Here is a 20469-nt window from a genome sequence, read left to right as displayed (position 1 = left end):
TCCTATTATAAGTATTGTAATAATCAAACCCTTTTTCTTTTTCCTCGGGTTCAGCAAATAGAGCTAGAGCACGGCGACTTTTCACATTACTTCTAGCAAGCACAAAAAACTCACAAAAAGAATAAATGCCTAAAATCCCATAAGGTCCTTTACATGTTCAGCATTCTTTTTAGATGTTAATTTTTCAAGTAATAAAAACGCAACATCAAAAGCTGTGCCTGGATTTGATGATGTAATAATATTTCCATCTTGTACTATTAAATCATTTTGTACTATTGCACCAAAATTCTTTAACTGCTCTTTTCGTTTACTCGTTGGATGACTGTATGTGGTAGCTTTTTTACCTACAAGAATTCCACTTTTGCCAAGCGTTAATGATGCAACACAAATACTGGCAATAGGCTTCTGCTTGGCATAAAAATGTTGAATAACATGTAAGAATTCTCTACTGTATGCATCCCGATAAAAACCAGCCTCTTCAAATCCTCCTGGAATAGCTAGTGCATCAAATTCATCTAATTGAATATCATCAACCGTTTTTTCCGGTATGACAGTAAAATTCCAAGTACAAGTTAATTTATTCCGAAGACCAACTGTTACGACCTCGGTTGATCCATCTCCCTCCCATTTATTCCAGCCTAGTACATCTGTAAATACACTAGCTTCTACTGCTTCAAACCCGTCAGCTAATAATAATAAAATCTTTTTCATATCGTAAACCGCCTCCTTCTACCCTTATTTTATACAAGTATAGAAGGCTGATAAATAAGTTCAATAAGGATATTTGATTGTTCTGCTTTATTTTATAAAGAATTTAGGTTATTCTATTTTATAAAAAAAGGTTGGGTAATTTATGGATCAAATTGATAAAAAAATCGTGGGACTATTACAGTCAAATGCAAAAATTTCAATGAAGGATTTAGCGGAAGCGGTTCACTTATCTTCCCCGTCAGTAACTGAGCGAGTACGAAAGTTAGAGGAACAACAAATTATTGAAGGTTACCATGCACATGTTTCTCTAAAAAAAATAAATCGTCCAATTTCTGCACTTATACTGTTTAAATCAACAAATTGTAAATCATTATCTAACTTTTGCTATAATCATCCAGATGTACTCGAGTGTTATAGAGTAGCAGGAGAAATTAGCTATATTGTCAAAATAGCAACACATTCTGTAGAAAGTTTAGAACAATTTATTGATGATTCAATGCAATATGGTACTCCATCAACGAATATTGTGTTATCTTCTTATGAAAAAAAGATAATTACTCCTTTTATTAGTGAAGAGTAAAAATACTAGCATAATTAATTAACTATTGGTTATGCAGAAGGATAATTTTTGTATGTTATATAAAAAAATAAAGACGTTATATTTTTTTAAAAGGAGTGTAATTACAATGAATTTTTCTAATAAATCAGTGATCATAACAGGGGCTGGAAATGGAATCGGGAGAGGAATTGCTTTACATTATGCAGAAAAAGGGGCCAATGTTATTTTAGCAGATATAGACGAAAAAGCAGGTGCAAAAACAGTTACTAAGATGAAAGAACAGGGTAAAGAAGCACTTTTCGTACAAACAGATGTAAGGCTGGAAACAGATATTATTCGATTAATGGAAGTAGCTAATCAAACATACGGTCAGATAGATATTTTAATTAATAATGCAGGAAAAGAGTTATTCAAGTCCCCTTACGATATTTCGTTAGAAGAATGGGACGATGTGATCAATACAAACTTAAGAAGTGTTTTCTTGGGTTCGCGTGAAGCAGCAAAGTATATGCGTCATAACAAAGAAGGTGGATCTATTGTGAATATCGCCTCTACAAGGGCGATTATGTCTGAGCCAAATTCAGAATCTTATGCTGCCACAAAAGGTGGGATCGTTGCTATTACACATGCGCTCGCAGCCTCATTTAGCGAAGATAGGATTACAGTGAATGCTATTTCCCCAGGTTGGATTGAAACCGGAGATTATTCAAAATTAAGTAAAATTGATCATGAACAGCATCTATCAAAGCGTGTAGGAAAACCAGATGATATTGCACGAGCCTGTCTGTATTTAACAGCCAGTGAAAATGATTTTGTTACAGGTATAAACCTTGTCGTAGACGGTGGAATGACGAGGAAAATGATGTATGAGGAATAGGCAGTAATTAATCAAGAAATACAGATTCGCTATCAATAAAGCCTACTTTATCCAAGGTGATTTACCGAATCATCATGTGAATTTGAAATACAATTGAACTGTTTATAAAAAAGATGAACCGGAATTTCCTATCTCTAATAAAGAAGGGATTTCCGTTTTTCTTTCGGATGAAACATGTGAAAATGAATAAAAACCATGAAGTACTCAATGCAAGGACACCAACTACACTAAGAGCGTTAGTTAGATAAAAAATAGAATATATCATATAGCTAGTAAGAGATATTAGTATCACTGAAAGGGCTGTTAATAGCTATTGAAAAGCATAATTTACTCAATCTCAATTACATCACAAAACTTAAATATCCTTCGATTATAAAAAGCATCGGTACAAGTAATCGCCTCATTTAATGGATTTCTATTAGCTACTGTTCTGTATTCTTTATAAACCTACATTAAAATATTCAGATGAACCTTTTATTAACTCATAACCCCTCCTCAAAAAATAGTAAAAACTACACTTGTAAAATCAATATTTTCTGTTTGCACTTTATATAAATTGATATGTCTCCACCTTAATTTTTATTTTTTGTAATCCCCACTAATTCTTTTCTCAAATCCCCCAAAATGGATTTGAGAAATTAGGGAACTATAATGTCGTATTGAAACATATTAAGGGGGATAAAAGGTGGACAAGGAAATGAATTATGGAAGTGATTACAAGTTTATTCCAGCAACTTCAATTGAAAGTGGTCATGGCCTCGAAGTATTACCTGATTTATTTTGTTACACGATTCAAATCGTCAATATATGCTTTGTTGGAAATCCTAAGACCAATGATTTTGTTTTAGTTGATGCTGGAATGCCTAAATGTGCAAATGAAATTATCTCTGTTACCGAGGAGCGATTTGGTACAAATAGCCGTCCAAAAGCAATTATTTTAACTCATGGGCATTTTGATCATGTTGGAGGAATAATTGAACTCATTAAATATTGGGATGTTCCAGTCTATGCCCATCAAATGGAGATACCGTTTTTGACTGGACAACAAAGCTACCCTGAACCAGATCCAACAGTTGAAGGTGGTATGGTAGCGAAAATGTCTCCCCTGTTCCCTAATGAACCGATTGATTTAGGAAATAGCGTAAAAGCACTACCTATCGATGGAACTGTTCCCCATATGCCAGAGTTTAGATGGATTCATACACCAGGGCATACTCCTGGACATATTTCATTATTCCGAGAGAAAGACCGAACTTTAATTGCTGGGGACGCTTTTGTTACAGTGAAACAGGAGTATCTGTATAAAGTAATAACTCAAGAACAGGAAATAAGCGGTCCGCCTCGTTATTTAACAACAGACTGGAAAGCCGCTAAAGAATCAGTCATTAAATTAGAAGAATTAAAGCCTCTAGTCGCTATTACTGGACATGGGATACCAATGTCAGGTGAATTGCTATCAACGAGCCTCAAAACACTGGTTCAAGAATTTGATAAAATTGCTGTACCTGATTACGGAAAATATGTAGACAAAAAGATACATTAAGTATAAAAATCAAAACGGAAAAAATTATTAAGTTTAATAAAGAAACACTGTACTTAGGCAACGTCTGTATTATAAGAATGGAAATACACCTTGTGAATAAAACTCGTTATTCCGAAAATACTATCTGTAGTATAAGCCTGCTTCTTAACCAGGTTGTACTTCTTACCATTAAAGGGTGATTAAAACGGGTTACGCTATATAAAAGCATAATCCGTTTTTAATGAAATATTGTATTCCATATACGTTTAAACAATGGAGGAAAATGATGAAACATATTGTTGCCTTATTAATTAAATACACAGCGATAACTGCAGTATTGCTAATCATGCTCAGTATCTTTCAAGGCATTTCAATTCCTAGAGTATTACTAATTTCTCTTTTTCTTACGGGAGCTGCCTATTTAATCGGAGACCTCTTCATTTTACCTAAATACGGAAATATGATTGCTACAATGGCAGATTTCGGCTTAAGCTTTTTCGGAACTTGGTTACTAACATCCTTGTTTACTAATTTAGATGCTACTCGTAACATTGGACTTTCTTCATTCTTAGCCGCATTAATTATTGGCGGAATAGAGGTTTTCTTCCACATTTATATGAAGAGACTAGTACTGCGTAACGATGATGAATTAAGAAATCACAACCATATTCATCATGATAAATATGCTATGGAAATGTCAGATGAATATATGGATTCTTCTACAATAAATAAATCTAAAGTTGAGGATACATCTAAAAAATAAAAAAGTGGCCAATACCACTTTTTTATTTTTGTTTATTAAGCTTGATCAGAATTTCTTACATGTAATGGAGGTGGAACTACCCACCCTTTTTTCTTACTTAAACGCAGCAACGTTACACCTGCTTGCGCTTTTTTCATATGAAATTGTCCAAATAGCATCCCTACATCCTCTCGAAGACATTTCCCCATCACTTGACTACATGTCACAAGTCCAGCTGCTAGCCCTGCAGATACAGCAGCAGCAATTTCAACATCATTAATACGTGCCCCTGGGGGAATGTCTTCGATAGATGCAACTGGTCGTTCTGGAGGAGCAGGCGGTAAAGCTACCCCATTAATCTTTAAAAGAGTTTTTAACTCTTCTACTTCTGAATTCATATCATTTTCAATTAAGCTTTCTAAAAACTTCTTCAAATCTTCGTCACCTGTGTGGTTCATAAATACTTGATGGCTTGCAATTGCACCTTGTGCTGCTAAAAGATAACTCCAAATATCAAATACTTCTCCGTAATGTAACGGTTCATTTTGAGGATTTCCACTTAAAATACCCATTTTTAAATTCCTCCCTTTCGAAAATATCATAATAAATATTGATTTCAATATTGAAATCAAATTTTTAAGTATGCTTTTTCCTGCAAAAGATTTTCTACTATGCATGGAAAACACCTTTCCAACACTGCGTGTTTATTGTTTAGGAAAGTCGTTTACAAATAAAATACTCAAAGATTATGAAAGAAGATTATCAATAATCTTTGAGTGAGAATCTGTTTAATATAAGGTTTTTTATTTTTATGAATACACAAAAGAAATTGATTTACATATTTGCTATATTTTATGCCAATTTACTTAGCGGTTAGCTCTACCACCAAGTTGTTGTTCTGCCATTGCTACTAAACGCTTTGTAATTTCACCACCAACAGATCCGTTTGAACGAGCTGTTGTATCTGCACCAAGTTGTACACCAAACTCTTGTGCAATTTCATATTTCATTTGATCAAGAGCTTGTTCAGCGCCTCGAACTAATAATTCATTACGACTTCCACTATTATTATTTGCCATATCGTTTCACCTCCAATGTTTTTAATATGCTACAAATTATGAAATAATAATTATCCTTTTTATGGGAATTAAATTATGTATAAATATTGAGTTTCTTCTTAAAATAGGGCAAAGACATAAGAAAGAAGAGCTACTATAACGTACTTTCATAACAACAATATGTATAAATTTCTCTTTACTAAAGATTTCTGTTTTGCCAAGAGATACATATAAATTATGAAAAATAATTTATAAGGAGATATGAGATGAAAGCTGTAACCTATCAAGGACCAAACCAAGTACAAGTTAAACAAGTTGATGATGCGAAGTTAGAGAAAAAAGACGATATTATTGTAAAAATTACTTCAACCGCTATTTGCGGTTCTGATTTACATTTATATCAAGGGAACATGCCTTTACCGCAAGGGTACATTATTGGTCATGAACCAATGGGCATTGTTGAAGAAGTTGGTCCAGATGTTACTAAAGTGAAAAAAGGAGATCGTGTTGTCATCCCCTTCAACGTTTCTTGTGGACATTGTTTCTATTGCCAACATGAAATGGAAAGCCAATGTGATAACTCCAATCCTCATTATGATTCTGGTGGATACTTTGGTTATACAGAGAAATTTGGTAACCATCCAGGCGGACAAGCAGAATATTTAAAAGTTCCTTTTGGAAATTTCACTCCATTTGTTATACCGGAATCATGCGAACTTGAAGATGAATCTTTACTGTTTTTATCCGATGTTTTGCCAACAGCCTATTGGAGTGTAATAAACGCAGGTGTTAAGCCAGGTGATACTGTTATCGTCCTAGGTTGTGGACCTGTTGGATTAATGACACAAAAATTTGCTTGGATGCAAGGTGCTAAGCGCGTAATCGCAGTCGATTACTTAGATTATCGTATAAATTATGCAAAAAAGATTAACAATGTTGAGGTATTTGAGTTTACAAAATTCCCCGATATGGGAGAACATTTAAAGGAAATCACACATGGCGGTGCCGATGTAGTCATTGATTGCGTGGGCATGGATGGAAAAAAATCGCCACTAGAATTTCTAGAACAAAAGTTAAAATTACAAGGCGGAACTCTCGGTCCTATTCAAATCGCTACGAAAGCCGTAAGAAAATATGGAACGGTTCAAATGACTGGCGTTTATGGTGGCAATTATAATGCATTTCCACTCGGAGCATTTTGGGTTAGAAATATTAATCTTAAAATGGGACAAGCACCTGTTATTCATTTTATGCCGGAACTATTTGAAAAAATAACAAATAAAGAATTTGATCCAAAAGAGATTATTACACACAAAATCCCCCTTGAAGAAGCAAGCTACGGTTATCAAATTTTTAATAATCGTGAAGATGATTGTATTAAAGTTATTTTAAAACCTTGAAAATTGTTATGTGACTGAACCTTTTATTTTTCTATGCAGTAGACTGCTAAAAATAAACCTACTGCATAGAAAATTATTCTAATCAACCTCAATTACATCACAAAACTTAAACATTCTTTGATTATGAAAAGCATCCGTACAAGTAATCGTCTCTATTAATGGATTAATATCCACTACTGTTATGTAATTTTTATATAAATAACCATCTTTATAATATGTAAGTAAAACCTCTTCCTCACCTAAAAATGAAGTTAATAGCTTATTTTCAATCATTTCTTTTTCATCTTGCGTTACAATTGGACGCGAGGCTTTCGTTTGCTCCTTTATCATTTCTTTAATAACTACGAACTGCTCCGGCATACTGGCAAACGGTTGCCACTTTACCATACCTCTTCCTTTTGGCATATTAGCATTCTTCACGATTTGTGCCCTCCTAATAATGTGTTTCTATATCTTGCTGTTGCGACGCTTGTGTAGGAAATACCTCGTAAAATACTGTTCTTACCAAATCGTGTTCGAATTTCGTCCATAACTTTCGTTAATCTCATTTCTTTTTCTCTTTGTACAATGTTATCGAAAAGCGAAATTTGCTCTTCCCCTTCATTAATAAGGTTTGTTAATGAAACACTTACTGATCGAATCGTCTCTCCTGTATGGCGCTCATATAAAAAATATGTACAAACATTATAAATATCCATCGTTAAATTTGTTGCTCTATTTAACGTATGTGCCTTTTTTATTCCCCCACCGTATTCCCTGCTATATCCAACTGAAAAATGAATTGTTTGCGCGCATTTCTTTTCTCGTCTCAATCTATAACAAACCTCTTCTATATGCTCTAATAAAATAACTATGAACTCTTCTACCGAATAATCACGCAATAATATTTGGCTTTTCGCTATAGATGTTGTCACTGGAACGTATTTTTCTGCTATTCTACTAAAATCAATTCCGTTACTATGTAGATGTAATTCTTCTCCTATTACACCAAATGATTGCTTTAAATATTTCAAAGGATACTGAGCTAACTCTCCAATGGTATGTATACCTTTTCGATTCAATTTCATTTCTGTTTTATACGATATACCCCAAAATTTACTGAGTGGTCTAATACTCCATAACTTCTCGGGTATATCGTCATACGTCCACTGCGCTATTCCATCCCTATTCTTTTTCGCTTCCACATCCATCGCTACTTTACTTAATAATAAATTAGGCCCAATACCAATCGTACTTTCAATCCTTGTACGTTCATATATTTCTCGCTTGAACTTTAATGCAAAATCGCGCGGATCACTGGCAAACAAATGAATACTTGCGGTCATATCCATAAAAAATTCATCGATACTATATTGATGAAAATCTTCCGGTGCGACATACTGCAAAGCCAAACCCGTTATGAAAGTTGAACACTTCATATACGTATGCATAATTGGATTCACAATAATAATATCTGGTCGCTTCGGTATTTCGTACAAACGAGCCATCTTCTTTATTCCTAACGCTTTTAATGGCGGTGTTGCTGCTAATACAATTGATCCGCTCTGATTCACATCCCCTACGACAGCCAATTTTGTATATCTTGGATCAAGTCCTTTTTTAATACATGATACGCTTGCATAAAAGCTACGAAGGTCTACACAAAGAATAATACGATTCGGTAAAAGAGAATAATCATACAAGGTTATCACTCCTAACAAAAAGAACATTCGTTCTTATTATATACGAACTCATGTTCTTTTTAAAGGTATTTCTATGAAAATTTTGGTTAAAATGACCGGGCTTTAAAAATCTAAAAACACTTAAGATCCCTACAATATTCAAATACTGTTTTCACCATTAGGAGATGACACTGTATTTAGTTCTAAAAAATCTCACTCAATGCACACTACATATAATTAAGAATGATATTTACGCGCTATCAATCACGGTGGGAAAAACTCTGTATACAAAACAGCTAGAATTTTAAGTAACTGATGAACATAAAAACTACTAAAATTCATTTCAGCTTTCATGTCTCTAATTCATATATTCTTCTAAATTTATTTTCAGCAAAATCTCCTACATAGCACCTGTGCCAAGATTCATCTGCATAACTAGTTACATTCTCCTTTTTGCTATTATTAATAGCTTAGTAATAAAAGCTGTTAAACAGCAAAGGTGCGAAGTCCTAAATTAGACTTCGCACCTTATACAAATTTATAATCAGTGACGATACAAACACAACTACAATAATATATACATAATAATCACTCATTATATCTGTTACTTCTTTAATCGGCTGGAGAGAATACAATATATAAACCAATCCTTTTACTTAGCCATCTCTCATGATTAGTTTGATTATTCCTAGATACTTAACGCCTTCTATACTCATTTCAAGCGTTAATCCATTCCGATTGAAATTACAAATGACAAAATTTTTCTGTTTTTCCTTTTTGCCTACTTGCTAAATTCAGCAATTAAAACGTTTTTAAAAGACTCTGGATTATTAATCTTAAAACTGTTCGAATTGACGGCCAATGTATGTTTGCCTCCAAGTGTTCCACCAGCAAAAGTGGAAAACCCTAGAACGCCACCTCTGTGTCCCCATACCGAGACACCATTCGGAAGCTTAATTTCAAGGATTCCAAGACCATATCCGGTTCCCTCTCTATTTGTAGGAACTGTAGTAAGCATTTGTTTTAACTGCTGTTCCTTCAGTAATTTACCACTGAGTAAGTAAGAGAAGAATTTGTTTAAATCGTCAGCAGTAGAAATCATATCTCCATCCGAGCTACCTGGGTTAATATAAGTAACGTCTTTTAGCTCACTCGCTCCGTCTAGTTGCAAATAGCCACGGGCATGCTTGGTGCCTGGAATCACGCTTGAATTACCAGGTAGAAATGTATTTGACAAATCAAGCGGTTCAATAATTCGGTTTTCAACCTCTTCCGCATAACTGTTGCCAGTTACTTTTTCAATAAGGATCCCCAGTAATACGTAACCTGTGTTTGAATAAGACCAACCCTTTCCTGGTGCAAAATCTGGGGGAAGAGAAATCCCCATTTTGACGAATTCTTCAGCCGTATACGATTTTTTTGTATCCATAATATCGAAGTCTTTTGAATTTATATAATCAGCAATACCACTTGTATGATTCAATATTTGCCGGATAGTAATCTGGTTACCATCATATCCGTTTCCTTGAATAACACCAGGTAACCATTTTTCAATGGAGTCGTCTAGATTCAAACGGTTCTCTCCAGATAATTGAAGTAGAACTGTTGCAATGAACGTTTTCGTCACACTACCAATGCGAAAGCGAAAATCTGCTTTCATTGGTTTCTTAGTTCTCAGATCCGCTATCCCAGCGGTATAACTCCAAGTTTTACCACCCTTAGAAATTTGAGCGAGTATTCCCGGGTATCCAAGTTGCAGTTCATCTCGTATTGCTTTCTTAACGGAATTACGATCGCTTTGCGTACTTGTTTGTAACGAACTAGATACATTTTGCGTAGGTTCTGCTTTTACAACTGATGTTGGTGTTATGTATAACAGGGAACTTCCACCTATTAAAAGTGCTAGACTTGCACATGTAATTTTACTGCGTGTTTTCATAAAAAATTCCTCTCTTCTATTAAAATTGTATAGATAGTTGATAGAAGTGTCATATACGAACCACACAGCTATCCATTCTCCAAATGATGAAAAGGCAACAATGCATTTGCAATCATTGTACTCATTATTTTCACAAAACACTCTTGTTACTGATTGTTTGTTTTATATGTAGGCCGTAATTGTTCCCCCCTTCACGCCTCCTTATATTTTTATCCTACACAATGAAAATCTCTTTTTTCTTACCTATTCCTTACAAATTCCTTACATACAAAATCACTTGTACAATAGGGTTGAAGTAGCATCTGTGCCCGAAAGCGCAAAAAACACCGATGCTTTTCGCTTCAGTGTTTTTTGCGCTTTACATATTGAAGATTCGTTTTACTCTTAACAGCTTAAATTGCTGATTTTTTCTAATGCGATTATTCTTCTTGCTATATAAAACAAATTTCATAGTGTTATATGAAACACTATGAAATTTGTCATTAAGGCACATTATTCTAAATTTATTGATGTAGTTGAGATGGACTCACTTTTTGAATTTGAACAAGTATATCAAACGCTTTACCTAATGATATATCAACAGTTTTTGGTATATCAGGCCCTTCGGTAGTTATTCCAGCGAAAATTGGATGTTGTTCGTTTAACCAAGTTTTTGTCACGCCGTTCGCCTTACGTAAATCAATAAAAAATTGATCTTTTTTCACCTGTCCAAAAATGTAGTTATAACTGTTTAGATCATCTAATTTTAATGTTCCATATGGGCCGAATTCACCATTGCTATTCTTGACATTGTATTGTCCTTCATAAACTGACGTTCCAATAGATACGTACCGTTTTCCGTAATATTCTGCTAAATGCTGCCCAGCTACTTTAGGATATATAAAAGGAAGCATATTTGTTTTCGAAATGTGTCCATTATGTCCCCATACAATGGTTTTTCCTAAATGTTCTTCAGTCCACTTCGCATTTTCATACATTGCAATATCATGTTTCAAATAAAAATCCGCTGGTTTATCAGGAGGTGTCGCTAACATTGTAGTAAACTGTTCAATAATACGAGCATTTTGCTTTATCCATGCAAACTCTTTAGATTTTCCATTTAAATAGCTTTTATTTTCCTCTAATAAAGCACTAATTTGTTTAGCATCTAAAACATACTTTTCTTTTTCTTCTTTCGTAAGACTTCCAAAAGTATTCATATCCTTTGTTACAGGAATAAGACCTTTTATCTGCTCTTCTACTCTAGGCAATAGTTTTGAATTGTTCGCTTTAATATATTCTGTTATATTATTATAAACATTCTCGTTTACTGATTGAATGTCCATCCCGATGATACGTACTTTAGATTTATGTTTTGGATTAGCATTATATTGCCGAATCCAATCAAGTAAATCTAGCATTTCTTTCGTCTTAAATACAGGTGTTAGATGTTGGCTTGGGTTTCCCTTACCAGTAAGAACATATCGATCAAGTTCCAAGGCCCTGTCCCATCCCTCTTCTAAAACTAGATTGGTAAAGCCCTTTTCAGATACTAAATACTTAACAATGCGGTGTTTCATCGTAAAAACTTCATGAGCCCCATGCGTAGCTTCACCTAAACCTACAATTGAAGCTGAACCTACCATATCCTTAAGTGGTTTCAAATCATTAAGAGATGCAGTTGGATTAGTTGTTTTTAAAGGCTTTGCATGTGCTTCTAACCATTTCGCTATTTGATTTGTATTATAGGGAGCTGTAACAGAAACCTCTGTTTTCGAATCTGCATAAGTATTTCCTACAAAATGAGTCATTGTTATAGCAGAAGCAACAATTGCAATAATTATTTTCTTTTTCATAAAAAACCTCCTGAAATATTTACTTATAGCTTTTTGACATACTCTGCCAACTTCCGTTTAAAACATTCATTTTCTTATTACTGTTAAGATACATTTATTCTAGTTCCTAAAACTCACTTATTTCTTAATAGGTTCTTAAGAAATTCTTAATTCACTTATACGAATATAAAACTAAATAAGCTTCAATTCATTGTATTGTAAATTCCTCATTGCATAACATTATAATGTACAGATATTTGTTATAAATGATGTTATCTAAAGTATTCAATTTCAGTATGTATTATTAACGTAGTTAATATATGGTTAATATGAAGTTCCAAATTTTGATTGTTTGTAGCCTCTTTATCATAGAGTTAATTTAGGGGTTATTTTTTGTTCACTTCATTTTTTTCGGCACTCTGCATCTAGACAGTATACCCATTGGCCACAGTTAGACTATTTCAAATCAAAAAAATAGATTACCTGCACACTAAAAAGTATAGTGCACAGGTAATCTAGTTGTTTTTGAGATTAATAAAAAACTAATTTATTTTTTGAATTCTTCCATCAATAATAGACTGAATTGGTTCTTTTGATTTTTTTATATAATCTACTAATGCTTCAAAATCAGTTGGTCCTGTTTCAGCATCTTTACCGTTTTTAAAGGATACAAATCCATCTCCACCTGAAGCTAGAAATGCGTTCGCAACGACGCTGTAAGTTTTAGAAGGAATGATTTCTTCTCCATTTGTTAAGCGAATACTTGTTACTTTTTCTCCATTAGGCTTGTTCGCATCCCAAGTGTATTGGATTCCTGAAATTTGAAGCATTCTTGTTATGTCTTTTTGCCATTGTTGATTTAAAATATCACGAATGTCTTGACCTGTTAAATTTACTTTTATTAATTGATTTCCGAATGGTTGAATACCATATATCTCTCCCCATGTAATATCACCAGCATCTAAGTCATTACGAATACCACCAGGATTCATAAGTGCAATTTGAGATTGCATTGTTGTACGCTGGGCATCAGCAACTAAATTTCCAAGAGTAGATTCACCAGCCGTATTGAGTTTGCGATCTAGTGGCGCAATAGACTTACCTACAACTTCATTAACAAGAGGTGCGATTTTTGCTTGATATTTCTCCATCTTCTTCTTGATTTTTTTATCAGGCTCTATGCCTTCATGGTAAGTTGTAACAATTTCTGCTTTTTTCTCAACAATATCTTGTGTTTTACGATCAATCTTTACATCAACATCAGCAAAAGCCATACCATATGAATTTGCTTGTACGACAAGTTTATTATTAACAGTTCCATTTACATAGGTGTGGCTATGCCCACCAAAAATAACATCGACTTCTGGATCAGTCTCATTTGCTAATCGGACGATATCACCATTTGTTACGCCGTTCCCATCTGTTATACCTCCGTTATGTGCAAGAACAACGATAGATTTAACGCCTAGTTTTTTTAATTGCTTTACGGATTTGTTAATAGCTTCAACTTCATCTGTAATTTCTACATTCTTTAGCATAGTAGGCATAACAAGATTAGGAACATCCGTTGTTACGACTCCGATAAATCCAACAGGAACTCCTTGTACCTTTTTTATAGTGAATGGTGGTAAAAATAAACGACCGGTGGATTTATTATAGAAATTTGCAGCAACATATGGGAATTTTGCTCCTTTAAAATTCCCTGTTTTCTCATGGTATCCACCATAAATAAGGCGGTTCATTTCTTCAACACCTTCATCAAATTCATGATTTCCTATCGTTCCAACATCGAATTTCAAATCATTTAGAAATTCAATTGTAGGTTCGTCTTGTAATAATGCTGAAACAGGAGTACTTGCTCCAACAACATCGCCGGCATGTACCTTTAATGTATTTGGATTTTGTTTTTCACGATCACGTAAATAAGCCCCTAAGTACTCAATTCCCCCTGCATCTTTATTGTTAATTTTTTTTACAGTGTCTAGTTGCCCATGAAAATCGTTAATACCGAGCATTTGTACATCTATGTAGCGGTTTTGTTCTGTACTTGCTTGGATTGAAGGCGCAGCAAATACACTAGTAAAAGTAACTGTACTTAATGCTAAAGCAACTGGAATGATTTTTTTCAACATAAAATTTCTCTCCCCTAATTAAAATCTGACATAATACGATGTTATTTTAATATATTAAGAGAATTATTTCTACAAAAATTCTACTAATTATAAAAATTAATAAGATTTTATTTTTTTCTGACAAATAACTCCTTCCTCAAAAATGTGAAGGTGTAAAACGTCAATTTTAAGTGGAGGATGAATATTTGTAAGCTTAAGCCTACACTTTTTTATTAGGATGTAAAGGGCCCCACTCAACTTAAGAAACTTCACTACCCAAAACAAGAAAATGTGCGTTTCTTTGTTTGGAGGATTATTCAAAATATTATCTTGATCGTAATATAGCAATACATCTAAAAGACCTAAAAAAACTCTAATCAATAAATTTTTGCTGTTAAGAAGAATATTCAATTCGAAACTAATGAATATTTATCAACCTAACATATCATTACCACCATTAAAAAAAGAATAGAAATTTCGTTATGAAAGATTTCTATCCTTTGAATTGATTACGGTGGTGCACTACTCCGCATTAAAAAAAGATGCTCCTGGCTTTATCCAAGAGCATCTTTTTTTAGATTTATTTTTACTTGTTTATAATTTATCAATTAACAATTATATAGTTGTAATCAGTCCTTTAAAAATAATAGGAGTGCTTCATTAAATTCTTTAGCATGCGTTGCATTTAGCCCATGTGGACCACCCTTTATTAAGGCTACTTTAGAATTAGGAATTGCTTCATGTGTTAATTTCCCACTATATTCATATGGTACAGTTGCATCAGAATCACCGTGAATAATAAGAGTAGGTATATTAAACTTCTCCAAGTCTTTTCTAAAATCTGTCTTACTAAAGGCGGTAATACAATCAAGTGTTCCTTTAGGTGATGCACTGGCTGCAATATCCCAATTATATAAACGGAATGGCTCACTAACTAAATCTGTTCGATTACCAGCCGCGAAAAATCCCTTAGTAAATTCATCAAGAAATGCAAGGCGGTCATTTATCACACCACTTTTGAATGCTTCAATTGTTGCATCATCTAAGGCCCCTTCAGGATGATCCTCTGATTTGTATAAATATGGAGGAACTGCCCCAGCAAAAACAGCCTTTTCAATACGATCTGTTCCATACGTACTAATATACCGGGCTACTTCGCCTCCCCCCATAGAAAAACCAACAAGTGTGACATTTTGAAGCTCTAAATGTTCTAATAGTTGATGTAAATCAGAAGTAAAGGTATCATATTCATACCCTTCCCACGGCTGAGATGATTGTCCAAATCCTCGACGATCATATGTTATAACTCTGTATCCAGCCTCAACAAGAGCGGGAACTTGGTATTCCCAAGATCGACCACTTAACGGCCAACCATGAATGAGTACAACTGGTTTTCCTGTGCCATGATCCTCATAATATATCTCAATTGGTTCTTGATTTTCGGTTCCTACAGTAATTTTAGCCATGCTTCTACCTCCCAAAAATATTCTAATATGTATCCTTTTTTTCAATAATCCGGATGAATGTCATAACCTATTCATGCACGTTTATATTGTGAACTCTAAGTATGAAACTCTATTGTTCCAATGCATTCATTTTCTCCTTTTGGAACAATCCCCCCTCTAATACCTTTTTCATCATAAAATAATTACTGAACATTACTCCTATTCAATTGTAATAACAAAAATAGGTGACTATCAATATCATTCTATCTATAGGATGTATAGGTAAAACCAATCTATTTTATAGTGAAAACAACTATAGTTACAACCTATACAAATTATAGATAATTTAGAATTGATTAACGAATCAGTTTTCAAATACTATAAATTTGTATAGCACTTCATGTTCTGTGAATGCTGCTATAACCAATATTATTGGTCAGCTTAGTTATAAACGACGAAACTTATGATAGTATTCGACTATTTAAACTTTCTTCGATTACTTAATTTTTAGGAGGAATACATAATGACTGATCTCTATTCTCGTATTAACAAAGATGATGCTGTCGTGCTTTTAGTAGATCATCAAACTGGTCTTATGTCCGGACTAGTACGTGACTATGGTGTTGATGAATTCAAGAACAATGTTTTAGCTCTTGCTCATACTGCTAAGTTTTTTGATTTACCAGTTATTTTAACAACAAGTTTCGAAAACGGGCCTAATGGACCTTTAATGCAAGAATTGGTTGATCTCTTTCCTCATGCACCAAAAATAGCTCGACCTGGACAAATTAACGCATGGGATAATGATGATTTTGTAAAAGCAATCGAAGAAACTGGAAAAAAACAACTTATCATCGCAGGCGTAGTTACGGACGTTTGTGTTGCTTTCCCGGCACTTTCCGCTATAAAAGCTGGCTATGAAGTATTTGCTGTTACGGATGCTTCAGGAACTTTCAGTAAACAAGTTGCAGATGCTGCCAATACTCGTATGGCACATAGTGGTGTACAACTTATGAACTGGTTTAGCGTAGCTTGCGAATTACAACGCGATTGGCGCAACGATGTCGAAGGTTTTGGCAATTTGCTTGCTAGCAATCTTCCAGGCTATCAAAATATAATTGGAAGCTATAGGGGAGCTCAGCGAGATCTTAGTAAACAAAATGCATAAATGTATTTCAAAGAAATAGCTTTAAATCACTTTCAAAAAAATGGATAGTATACATTTAGTGCTGATTAAATCAGCACTCTCTTTTAATTTAAAAGGTATAGCAAAAATTTTATTTTTACGATTACAATTTTAAATTAACAGAAAATATATTATTTTCAATATTATCTATTTTAAACAATTAAAAAAGGAGCGTTTTATTATGAGTAATTTAGAATTGTTAAATCCGGAGAACAGTGCATTAATTTTGATTGATTTTCAACCTCAAATGACTTTTGGAGTTGCAAGTATTGATAGACAAACATTGATTAATAACGTTATGCTACTTGCTAAATCAGCAAAAACTTTTAACGTACCTACTATTCTTACTACAGTTGAGACACGCAGCTTTTCTGGTTATTTTTGGCCACAAATTCTTGACATATTCCCAAACCATGAAATTATAGAACGCAGTTCAATGAACTCTTGGGAAGATCCAAAATTTGTTGAAGCAGTTAAAGCAACAGGTAGAAAGAAATTAATATTTGCAGCACTTTGGACTGAAGTTTGCCTTGCATTCCCTGTGCTTGAAGCAATTAAAGCTGGCTATGAAGTGTATGCAGTTGATGATGCTTCAGGTGGTACTAGTCTGACAGCACATAACGCTGCTATGCGTCGTGTAGAACAAGCTGGTGCAATTCCAGTGACAGCAATTCAAGTTTTACTTGAATACCAACGTGACTGGGCACACAAAGACACTTATGATGCTGTAATGGAAATTGTAAAGGAGCACACTGGCGCTTATGGTCAAGGAGTAGAATACGCATATACTATGGTGCACGGCGCGCTTCCAAGCAGGAAAATATGAAACAAGAAGGAGTAGCTGTCGAAGAGACTTATACAGGGAACACGATGGATGCTGCTGATCCAGTAACAACGATTGTTACATGGGAAATTCAACAAGGTAAAGAAAAACAGTTTGAAACATGGAGACATGAAATCGAAGCTGCCGCTACTAAATTCCCAGGGCATTTAGGTGTAAATCTAATAGTTCCAAGTAACGAATCGAGAGAGTATACTGTTATTTTTCGATTTGATACGTATGAGCATCTACGTGCTTGGCAAGAATCAGACATTCGCCGGGATTTGTTAAAAACGGCAGAACAATTTCAAGCTACTAATCCAAGTTACAAAACTGAAAGTAGTTTGGCTTATTGGTTTGTTACTCCGAAAACGCCAGTTCCACCGCCAAAATGGAAAATGTCTATCGTTACCCTTCTGGGTGTATGGCCTCTTAGCATGTTAGTTCCTAAAGTGATAGGACCTATTATAAAACATATGAATCCTATTATGTCCGCTTTTTTCGTTTCTGTATGTATAGTGTCCTTGCTATCATGGGTAGTCATGCCGATTTTCGGTAAATTATTTCATCCATGGTTACAAAATAATAGAAAGTAGACGAGGTGTGAACATGAATTTACCGGATATGATCTTATATAACGGAAAAATTACTACCCTTGATCCATCTCAGCCTGAGGTATCTGCTATCGCCATAACTGATGGTTTAGTCACTGCAGTAGGTGGAGATGAGCTTCTTAATAGTGCCACGGAAAAAACAAAAAAAATAGACCTTAAAAGAAAGAGAGCTATTCCAGGCCTGAATGACTCCCATATACACGTTATTCGTGGTGGTCTGCATTATAATATGGAATTACGTTGGGAAGGCGTGCCATCACTTTTTATTGCTCTAGAAATGCTCAAAGAACAGGCAAGGCGTACACCTGCTCCTCAGTGGGTAAGAGTAGTTGGAGGTTGGTCTGAATTTCAATTTAAAGAGAGACGGTTGCCAACTTTGGAAGAAATTAATGCCGTTTCTGAAGACACTCCTGTCTTTGTGCTACATCTTTACGATAGAGCACTTGTAAATCGTGCAGGGCTACGTGCACTGGGATACACGAAAGATACCCCAGACCCTCCAGGCTGTTTAATTCAGCGGGATAAAAGAGGTAATCCAACGGGCCTTTTAATTGCTAACCCTAACGCTTCTATTCTTTATTCAAGTTTGGGTAAAGCTCCAGTACTTAATCTTGACGACCAGATTAACTCAACTCGCCATTTTATGCGTGAATTAAATAGATTAGGTATTACAAGTGCCATCGACGCAGGTGGTGGATTCCAAAATTATCCGGATGATTATAAAGTTGTTGAACATTTAGCTGAGAAAGATCAATTAACTTTGCGTATTGCGTATAATCTATTTACGCAAAATCCAAATCATGAATATGAAGACTTTGCTTCATGGGCAAAAATTGTTTCTCCAGGTCAAGGAACTGATAAGTATAAAATGAATGGTGCCGGAGAGATGTTAGTATTCTCAGCAGCCGATTTTGAAAAATTTCAAATGCCACGGCCTGAACTAGCTACGATGATGGAAGCTGACTTAAAGAAAGTAATTTCTCTATTGGTGGAAAACCGTTGGCCCTTCCGTTTACATGCAACTTATGATGAGTCAATCACACGTTTCTTAAATGTATTTGAGGAAGTTAACAGAGAAATTCCTTTTAATGGTCTACGCTGGTGGTTTGATCATGCAGAAACAATCTCAGATCGTAGTATGGAACGTGTTAAGGCTTTAAATGGCGGTATTGCCATCCAAGACCGCATGGCTTTTCAAGGTGAATACTTTGTTGATTTATACGGAAAGGAAGCTGCAAAGCATACACCTCCGATTTATCGTATGTTAGAACTTGGTATACCTGTTGGCGCCGGTAGTGATGCAACTAGGGTTTCCAGCTATAACCCTTGGGTTGCTCTTTACTGGATGGTTGCTGGAAAAACCATTGGTGGTCTTTCGATATACGATGAAAAAAATAAACTTGATAGAAAAGTAGCCCTGGAATTATATTCAAAAGGAAGTGCGTGGTTCTCTGGTGATGAAGGTAAAAAAGGAACCCTGGCAGTAGGTCAGTTTGCTGATATTGCTGTATTGTCTGCTGACTACTTTACTGTGCCAGAAGAAGAAATCAAAAACCTTGAATCATTACTCACCATTATGGGTGGACAGGTTGTTTATGGAAATGATGAATTTAAAAATTTATCACCTGAATTGCCGCCAGCATCACCTGATTGGTCACCGACGGGCATTTACGGTTATGGTGGTGCTAACCTAGCCAACACTATACTTTCCCACGATTCCCATGATAACAAGTTACATAGTTGTAGTAACCCTCTCCATCAACACACTCATACCGTAATAGGAAAAGATGGAACTAAATGGGGGATTGGTTGTACTTGCTTTGCTTTCTAAGTCAAAACCACCGGTATAATGCCGGTGGTTTTCTTTCTACAATAAGGGTATGTAGATTCGAAATAACATTGTATATCCCTACATGGAACCTGTTACTATGCGATAAGACCGAAGAATTGATTGATTGATTGATTGATTGATTAACTTAACTTGTTTTTGATAGCCTTCTCTCCTTGCAA

At 34.8% G+C, this 20469-nt stretch carries 18 protein-coding genes; 9 read left to right on the top strand and 9 right to left on the bottom strand.

Annotated features, from left to right (window positions below; genetic code table 11):
- Positions 1–129 precede the first annotated feature (129 nt).
- Positions 130–711 carry a DJ-1/PfpI family protein gene (locus tag BM089_RS18440; protein ID WP_000722336.1) on the bottom strand — a complete coding sequence of 194 codons (582 nt, stop codon included), beginning with the start codon at positions 709–711 and terminating at the stop codon, positions 130–132.
- A 142-nt stretch (positions 712–853) separates the two neighbouring features.
- On the opposite strand from BM089_RS18440, the gene BM089_RS18435 reads away from it, so the two are divergent.
- The 4 genes from BM089_RS18435 to BM089_RS18420 all read left to right on the top strand — a co-directional run bounded on the left by BM089_RS18435 (position 854) and on the right by BM089_RS18420 (position 4432).
- Complete coding sequence (locus BM089_RS18435; protein WP_000372089.1) at positions 854–1291, top strand: Lrp/AsnC family transcriptional regulator; 438 nt, start codon at positions 854–856, stop codon at positions 1289–1291.
- 106 nt (positions 1292–1397) lie between these two features.
- Positions 1398–2147 (top strand): glucose 1-dehydrogenase, encoded by a 750-nt coding sequence (locus BM089_RS18430; RefSeq protein ID WP_090977683.1) that lies wholly within the window; start codon positions 1398–1400, stop codon positions 2145–2147.
- Positions 2148–2832: 685 nt separating this feature from the next.
- Positions 2833–3690, top strand: coding sequence for an MBL fold metallo-hydrolase (locus BM089_RS18425; RefSeq protein WP_090977681.1), 858 nt, complete (start codon positions 2833–2835; stop codon positions 3688–3690).
- 265 nt (positions 3691–3955) lie between these two features.
- On the top strand, positions 3956–4432 hold the full coding sequence (locus tag BM089_RS18420) for a YndM family protein (RefSeq protein WP_000680673.1): 477 nt from the start codon (positions 3956–3958) through the stop codon (positions 4430–4432).
- A gap of 35 nt (positions 4433–4467) precedes the next feature.
- Here the strand turns inward: BM089_RS18420 and BM089_RS18415 are convergent, their stop codons facing one another.
- Entirely contained in the window at positions 4468–4983 is a 516-nt protein-coding gene (locus BM089_RS18415) for a DUF3231 family protein (protein ID WP_000512135.1), read from the bottom strand.
- 294 nt (positions 4984–5277) lie between these two features.
- Entirely contained in the window at positions 5278–5490 is a 213-nt protein-coding gene (sasP, locus tag BM089_RS18410) for a small acid-soluble spore protein, SasP family (protein WP_000002841.1), read from the bottom strand.
- A 245-nt stretch (positions 5491–5735) separates the two neighbouring features.
- Between sasP and BM089_RS18405 the strand changes: the two genes are divergently transcribed.
- Positions 5736–6869 (top strand): zinc-dependent alcohol dehydrogenase, encoded by a 1134-nt coding sequence (locus tag BM089_RS18405; protein WP_000649083.1) that lies wholly within the window; start codon positions 5736–5738, stop codon positions 6867–6869.
- Positions 6870–6947: 78 nt separating this feature from the next.
- Here BM089_RS18405 and BM089_RS18400 read toward each other — a convergent pair whose 3' ends face one another.
- The 6 genes from BM089_RS18400 to BM089_RS18375 form a co-directional block, all read right to left on the bottom strand.
- Positions 6948–7289, bottom strand: a complete 342-nt coding sequence (locus BM089_RS18400; RefSeq protein ID WP_072938887.1) for a YolD-like family protein — start codon at positions 7287–7289, stop codon at positions 6948–6950.
- Complete coding sequence (locus BM089_RS18395) at positions 7286–8551, bottom strand: Y-family DNA polymerase (protein ID WP_090977679.1); 1266 nt, start codon at positions 8549–8551, stop codon at positions 7286–7288. Before BM089_RS18395 ends, BM089_RS18400 begins: the two co-directional genes overlap by 4 nt.
- A 760-nt stretch (positions 8552–9311) precedes the next feature.
- Complete coding sequence (locus BM089_RS18390) at positions 9312–10469, bottom strand: serine hydrolase domain-containing protein (protein WP_000857802.1); 1158 nt, start codon at positions 10467–10469, stop codon at positions 9312–9314.
- A 503-nt stretch (positions 10470–10972) separates the two neighbouring features.
- Entirely contained in the window at positions 10973–12304 is a 1332-nt protein-coding gene (locus BM089_RS18385) for an erythromycin esterase family protein (RefSeq protein ID WP_072938895.1), read from the bottom strand.
- A 521-nt stretch (positions 12305–12825) separates the two neighbouring features.
- Positions 12826–14415, bottom strand: coding sequence for a bifunctional metallophosphatase/5'-nucleotidase (locus BM089_RS18380; protein WP_016512618.1), 1590 nt, complete (start codon positions 14413–14415; stop codon positions 12826–12828).
- Positions 14416–15023: 608 nt separating this feature from the next.
- Positions 15024–15860, bottom strand: a complete 837-nt coding sequence (locus tag BM089_RS18375; protein ID WP_001074328.1) for a bromoperoxidase — start codon at positions 15858–15860, stop codon at positions 15024–15026.
- 502 nt (positions 15861–16362) lie between these two features.
- Between BM089_RS18375 and ycaC the strand changes: the two genes are divergently transcribed.
- The 4 genes from ycaC (at position 16363) to BM089_RS18355 (ending at position 20290) form a co-directional block, all read left to right on the top strand.
- Positions 16363–17007 carry an isochorismate family cysteine hydrolase YcaC gene (ycaC, locus tag BM089_RS18370; RefSeq protein ID WP_000131214.1) on the top strand — a complete coding sequence of 215 codons (645 nt, stop codon included), beginning with the start codon at positions 16363–16365 and terminating at the stop codon, positions 17005–17007.
- 199 nt (positions 17008–17206) lie between these two features.
- The gene (locus tag BM089_RS18365) at positions 17207–17851 is read left to right on the top strand and encodes a hydrolase (protein ID WP_000067162.1); all 645 of its coding nucleotides are present in this window, start codon (positions 17207–17209) and stop codon (positions 17849–17851) included.
- Entirely contained in the window at positions 17848–18441 is a 594-nt protein-coding gene (locus BM089_RS18360; protein WP_000806852.1) for an antibiotic biosynthesis monooxygenase, read from the top strand. The genes BM089_RS18365 and BM089_RS18360 overlap by 4 nt, the downstream gene beginning before the upstream one ends.
- Positions 18442–18454: 13 nt before the next feature.
- Entirely contained in the window at positions 18455–20290 is a 1836-nt protein-coding gene (locus tag BM089_RS18355; protein ID WP_001052853.1) for an amidohydrolase, read from the top strand.
- Positions 20291–20469: the final 179 nt, after the last annotated feature.

The sequence above is a fragment of the Bacillus sp. 5mfcol3.1 genome, from assembly GCF_900114335.1.
Lineage (GTDB): Bacteria > Bacillota > Bacilli > Bacillales > Bacillaceae_G > Bacillus_A > Bacillus_A thuringiensis_S.
Note: the sequence above shows the minus strand (reverse complement) of the source record. Positions and strands in the feature narration are given on the sequence as shown.

Coding starts and splice junctions, on each gene's coding strand:
- BM089_RS18380 (WP_016512618.1), bottom strand. CDS start 14,415: ATGTTGAAAAAAATCATTCCAGTTGCTTTAGCATTAAGTACAGTTACT.
- BM089_RS18355 (WP_001052853.1), top strand. CDS start 18,455: ATGAATTTACCGGATATGATCTTATATAACGGAAAAATTACTACCCTT.
- sasP (WP_000002841.1), bottom strand. CDS start 5,490: ATGGCAAATAATAATAGTGGAAGTCGTAATGAATTATTAGTTCGAGGC.
- BM089_RS18365 (WP_000067162.1), top strand. CDS start 17,207: ATGAGTAATTTAGAATTGTTAAATCCGGAGAACAGTGCATTAATTTTG.
- BM089_RS18430 (WP_090977683.1), top strand. CDS start 1,398: ATGAATTTTTCTAATAAATCAGTGATCATAACAGGGGCTGGAAATGGA.
- BM089_RS18375 (WP_001074328.1), bottom strand. CDS start 15,860: ATGGCTAAAATTACTGTAGGAACCGAAAATCAAGAACCAATTGAGATA.
- BM089_RS18360 (WP_000806852.1), top strand. CDS start 17,848: ATGAAACAAGAAGGAGTAGCTGTCGAAGAGACTTATACAGGGAACACG.
- BM089_RS18420 (WP_000680673.1), top strand. CDS start 3,956: ATGAAACATATTGTTGCCTTATTAATTAAATACACAGCGATAACTGCA.
- BM089_RS18415 (WP_000512135.1), bottom strand. CDS start 4,983: ATGGGTATTTTAAGTGGAAATCCTCAAAATGAACCGTTACATTACGGA.
- BM089_RS18435 (WP_000372089.1), top strand. CDS start 854: ATGGATCAAATTGATAAAAAAATCGTGGGACTATTACAGTCAAATGCA.
- BM089_RS18390 (WP_000857802.1), bottom strand. CDS start 10,469: ATGAAAACACGCAGTAAAATTACATGTGCAAGTCTAGCACTTTTAATA.
- ycaC (WP_000131214.1), top strand. CDS start 16,363: ATGACTGATCTCTATTCTCGTATTAACAAAGATGATGCTGTCGTGCTT.
- BM089_RS18385 (WP_072938895.1), bottom strand. CDS start 12,304: ATGAAAAAGAAAATAATTATTGCAATTGTTGCTTCTGCTATAACAATG.
- BM089_RS18405 (WP_000649083.1), top strand. CDS start 5,736: ATGAAAGCTGTAACCTATCAAGGACCAAACCAAGTACAAGTTAAACAA.
- BM089_RS18440 (WP_000722336.1), bottom strand. CDS start 711: ATGAAAAAGATTTTATTATTATTAGCTGACGGGTTTGAAGCAGTAGAA.